Below are 5,126 nucleotides of genomic sequence, written 5' to 3'. Positions count from 1 at the left end.
GAGTTGCGAACGGGTGAGTAACGCGTAGGTAACCTGGCTCATAGCGGGGGATAACTATTGGAAACGATAGCTAATACCGCATGACACTAGAATACACCTGTATTTTATTTAAAAGGGGCAAATGCTCCACTATGAGATGGACCTGCGTTGTATTAGCTAGTAGGTAGGGTAAAGGCCTACCTAGGCGACGATACATAGCCGACCTGAGAGGGTGAACGGCCACACTGGGACTGAGACACGGCCCAGACTCCTACGGGAGGCAGCAGTAGGGAATCTTCGGCAATGGGGGGAACCCTGACCGAGCAACGCCGCGTGAGTGAAGAAGGTTTTCGGATCGTAAAGCTCTGTTGTTAGAGAAGAATGGTGTAGGGAGTGGAAAATCCTACACGTGACGGTAACTAACCAGAAAGGGACGGCTAACTACGTGCCAGCAGCCGCGGTAATACGTAGGTCCCGAGCGTTGTCCGGATTTATTGGGCGTAAAGCGAGCGCAGGCGGTTTGATAAGTCTGAAGTTAAAGGCCGTGGCTCAACCATGGTATGCTTTGGAAACTGTCAAACTTGAGTGCAGAAGGGGAGAGTGGAATTCCATGTGTAGCGGTGAAATGCGTAGATATATGGAGGAACACCGGTGGCGAAAGCGGCTCTCTGGTCTGTAACTGACGCTGAGGCTCGAAAGCGTGGGGAGCAAACAGGATTAGATACCCTGGTAGTCCACGCCGTAAACGATGAGTGCTAGGTGTTAGGCCCTTTCCGGGGCTTAGTGCCGTAGCTAACGCATTAAGCACTCCGCCTGGGGAGTACGACCGCAAGGTTGAAACTCAAAGGAATTGACGGGGGCCCGCACAAGCGGTGGAGCATGTGGTTTAATTCGAAGCAACGCGAAGAACCTTACCAGGTCTTGACATCCTCCTGACCGGTCTAGAGATAGACATTCCCTTAGGGGCAGGAGTGACAGGTGGTGCATGGTTGTCGTCAGCTCGTGTCGTGAGATGTTGGGTTAAGTCCCGCAACGAGCGCAACCCCTATTGTTAGTTGCCATCATTAAGTTGGGCACTCTAGCGAGACTGCCGGTAATAAACCGGAGGAAGGTGGGGATGACGTCAAATCATCATGCCCCTTATGACCTGGGCTACACACGTGCTACAATGGTTGGTACAACGAGTCGCAAGCCGGTGACGGCAAGCTAATCTCTTAAAGCCAATCTCAGTTCGGATTGTAGGCTGCAACTCGCCTACATGAAGTCGGAATCGCTAGTAATCGCGGATCAGCACGCCGCGGTGAATACGTTCCCGGGCCTTGTACACACCGCCCGTCACACCACGAGAGTTTGTAACACCCGAAGTCGGTGAGGTAACCATTTGGAGCCAGCCGCCTAAGGTGGGATAGATGATTGGGGTGAAGTCGTAACAAGGTAGCCGTATCGGAAGGTGCGGCTGGATCACCTCCTTTCTAAGGAAAAGGAACACGTTAATCGTCTTATTTAGTTTTGAGAGGTCTTAAGTAAGTAATGAGAACGTCAAGAAATCTGTAAGGAAATTTATCTTTTTCACTAAGATTTTAGTTCGAATACAATTAAGCTTCAATAATATAGAATAAAAACAGCACTAATACTGCAAACCAGTTTATTAGTCGGGGCCTTAGCTCAGCTGGGAGAGCGCCTGCTTTGCACGCAGGAGGTCAGCGGTTCGATCCCGCTAGGCTCCATAGGATATAGTCCTCCTAAACTTACTACAAGTGAAGTTGAACACGCCCTCATTTTCTAGGAAAAAAGCTAATCTTCCTTGTGTGCAAGTCACACAGCGTCAGATTCCTATTTTTCTCCAAAAATGTCCGACACGTCGGAAGGGTCTAAGTATCCTAATATAGTCCATTGAAAATTGAATATCTATATCAAATTCCACAATTATGAAAATAATTGTAGAAAAGTAACAAGAAATAAACCGAAAAAAAGATAAACGCGAACATATTAAAAAAATAAAGAAGGTCTCAGGACTGGAAATAAGGTTAAGTTAATAAGGGCGCACGGTGGATGCCTTGGCACTAGAAGCCGAAGAAGGACGTGACAAACGACGAAATGCTTTGGGGAGCTGTAAGTAAGCGCCGATCCAGAGATGTCCGAATGGGGGAACCCACTAACTACTGGTTAGTATCCCTACCTGTTAAGGGTAGAGGAAGGAAGACGCAGTGAACTGAAACATCTAAGTAGCTGCAGGAAGAGAAAGCAAACGCGATTGCCTTAGTAGCGGCGAGCGAAACGGCAGGAGGGCAAACCGATTAGTTTACTAGTCGGGGTTGTAGGACTGCAAAGTGGGATCAGATACTATAGACGAATTACCTGGGAAGGTAAGCCAAAGGGAGTAAAAGCCTCGTAGTTAAAATAGTAGATGACTCTAGCAGTATCCTGAGTACGGCGAGACACGCGAAATCTCGTCGGAATCTGGGAGGACCATCTCCCAACCCTAAATACTCTCTAGTGACCGATAGTGAACCAGTACCGTGAGGGAAAGGTGAAAAGCACCCCGGGAGGGGAGTGAAATAGAACCTGAAACCGTGTGCCTACAACAAGTTCGAGCCCGTTAATGGGTGAGAGCGTGCCTTTTGTAGAATGAACCGGCGAGTTACGATATGATGCGAGGTTAAGTTGAAGAGACGGAGCCGCAGGGAAACCGAGTCTTAAAAGGGCGAATTAGTATCATGTTGTAGACCCGAAACCATGTGACCTACCCATGAGCAGGTTGAAGGTGTGGTAAAACGCACTGGAGGACCGAACCAGGGCACGTTGAAAAGTGCTTGGATGACTTGTGGGTAGCGGAGAAATTCCAAACGAACTTGGAGATAGCTGGTTCTCTCCGAAATAGCTTTAGGGCTAGCGTCGATATCAAGTCTCTTGGAGGTAGAGCACTGTTTGGGTGAGGGGTCCATCCCGGATTACCAATCTCAGATAAACTCCGAATGCCAATGAGATATGATCGGCAGTCAGACTGCGAGTGCTAAGATCCGTAGTCGAAAGGGAAACAGCCCAGACCACCAGCTAAGGTCCCAAAATAATTGTTAAGTGGAAAAGGATGTGGGGTTGCACAGACAACTAGGATGTTAGCTTAGAAGCAGCTATTCATTCAAAGAGTGCGTAATAGCTCACTAGTCGAGTGACCCTGCGCCGAAAATGTACCGGGGCTAAAACAATTTACCGAAGCTGTGGATTACTAGTAATAGTAATGGTAGGAGAGCGTTCTATGTGTGAAGAAGGTATACCGTGAGGAGTGCTGGAACGCATAGAAGTGAGAATGCCGGTATGAGTAGCGAAAGACAGGTGAGAATCCTGTCCACCGTAAGACTAAGGTTTCCAGGGGAAGGCTCGTCCGCCCTGGGTTAGTCGGGACCTAAGGAGAGACCGAAAGGTGTATTCGATGGGCAACAGGTTGATATTCCTGTACTAGAGTATATAGTGAAGGAGGGACGCAGAAGGCTAACTAAACCAGACGGATGGAAGAGTCTGGCTAAGCAGTAAGGTTTAAGATGAGTCAAATGCTTATCTTTATAAGACTGAGCTGTGATGGGGAGCGAAAATAAGTAGCGAAGTTAGTGATGTCACACTGCCAAGAAAAGCTTCTAGCGTTTAACTATACTCTACCCGTACCGCAAACCGACACAGGTAGTCGAGGCGAGTAGCCTCAGGTGATCGAGAGAACTCTCGTTAAGGAACTCGGCAAAATGACCCCGTAACTTCGGGAGAAGGGGTGCTGACCATAAGGTCAGCCGCAGTGAATAGGCCCAAGCAACTGTTTATCAAAAACACAGCTCTCTGCTAAATCGTAAGATGATGTATAGGGGGTGACGCCTGCCCGGTGCTGGAAGGTTAAGAGGAGTGCTTAGCGCAAGCGAAGGTATGAATTGAAGCCCCAGTAAACGGCGGCCGTAACTATAACGGTCCTAAGGTAGCGAAATTCCTTGTCGGGTAAGTTCCGACCCGCACGAAAGGCGTAATGATTTGGGCACTGTCTCAACGAGAGACTCGGTGAAATTTTAGTACCTGTGAAGATGCAGGTTACCCGCGACAGGACGGAAAGACCCCATGGAGCTTTACTGCAGTTTGATATTGAGTATCTGTACCACATGTACAGGATAGGTAGGAGCCATAGAAGACGGGACGCCAGTTTCGTTGGAGGCGTTGTTGGGATACTACCCTTGTGTTATGGCTACTCTAACCCAGATAGGCAATCCCTATCGGAGACAGTGTCTGACGGGCAGTTTGACTGGGGCGGTCGCCTCCTAAAGAGTAACGGAGGCGCCCAAAGGTTCCCTCAGACTGGTTGGAAATCAGTCGTAGAGTGTAAAGGTATAAGGGAGCTTGACTGCGAGAGCAACAACTCGAGCAGGGACGAAAGTCGGGCTTAGTGATCCGGTGGTACCGAATGGAAGGGCCATCGCTCAACGGATAAAAGCTACCCTGGGGATAACAGGCTTATCTCCCCCAAGAGTTCACATCGACGGGGAGGTTTGGCACCTCGATGTCGGCTCGTCGCATCCTGGGGCTGTAGTCGGTCCCAAGGGTTGGGCTGTTCGCCCATTAAAGCGGCACGCGAGCTGGGTTCAGAACGTCGTGAGACAGTTCGGTCCCTATCCGTCGCGGGCGTAGGAAATTTGAGAGGATCTGCTCCTAGTACGAGAGGACCAGAGTGGACTTACCGCTGGTGTACCAGTTGTCTTGCCAAAGGCATCGCTGGGTAGCTATGTAGGGAAGGGATAAGCGCTGAAAGCATCTAAGTGCGAAGCCCCCCTCAAGATGAGATTTCCCATGATATTATATCAGTAAGAGCCCTGAGAGAAGATCAGGTAGATAGGTTAGGAGTGGAAGTTTAGCGATAAATGAAGCGGACTAATACTAATAGCTCGAGGACTTATCCAAAAAAAGTATGGTAAGTTTATTGACAATAAGGTAGCTTTCTTGATAAGATAGAGATATTCAATTTTGAGTGGATTACAATGCCGTAAGCCATTGAAAAGTTAAGTGACGATAGCCTAGGAGATACACCTGTACCCATGCCGAACACAGCAGTTAAGCCCTAGCACGCCTGAAGTAGTTGGGGGTTGCCCCCTGTGAGATAGGGAAGTCGCTTAGCTTAG

1 tRNA gene and 3 rRNA genes are annotated in these 5,126 nt (G+C 48.9%); all 4 read left to right on the top strand.

Annotated features, from left to right (window positions below):
- Positions 1 to 1,451 (top strand): 16S ribosomal RNA (locus tag A3GU_RS0105335); the annotation flags it as partial.
- Positions 1,452 to 1,633: 182 nt separating this feature from the next.
- A tRNA-Ala gene (locus A3GU_RS0105330) sits at positions 1,634 to 1,706 on the top strand.
- 298 nt (positions 1,707 to 2,004) lie between these two features.
- Positions 2,005 to 4,908 (top strand): 23S ribosomal RNA (locus A3GU_RS0105325).
- 98 nt (positions 4,909 to 5,006) lie between these two features.
- Positions 5,007 to 5,122 (top strand): 5S ribosomal RNA (gene rrf, locus A3GU_RS0105320).
- The last annotated feature ends 4 nt before the right edge of the window (positions 5,123 to 5,126 follow it).

This window comes from Streptococcus didelphis DSM 15616 (assembly GCF_000380005.1).
GTDB lineage: Bacteria > Bacillota > Bacilli > Lactobacillales > Streptococcaceae > Streptococcus > Streptococcus didelphis.
This window is presented reverse-complemented; position numbering and strand designations above follow the sequence as displayed.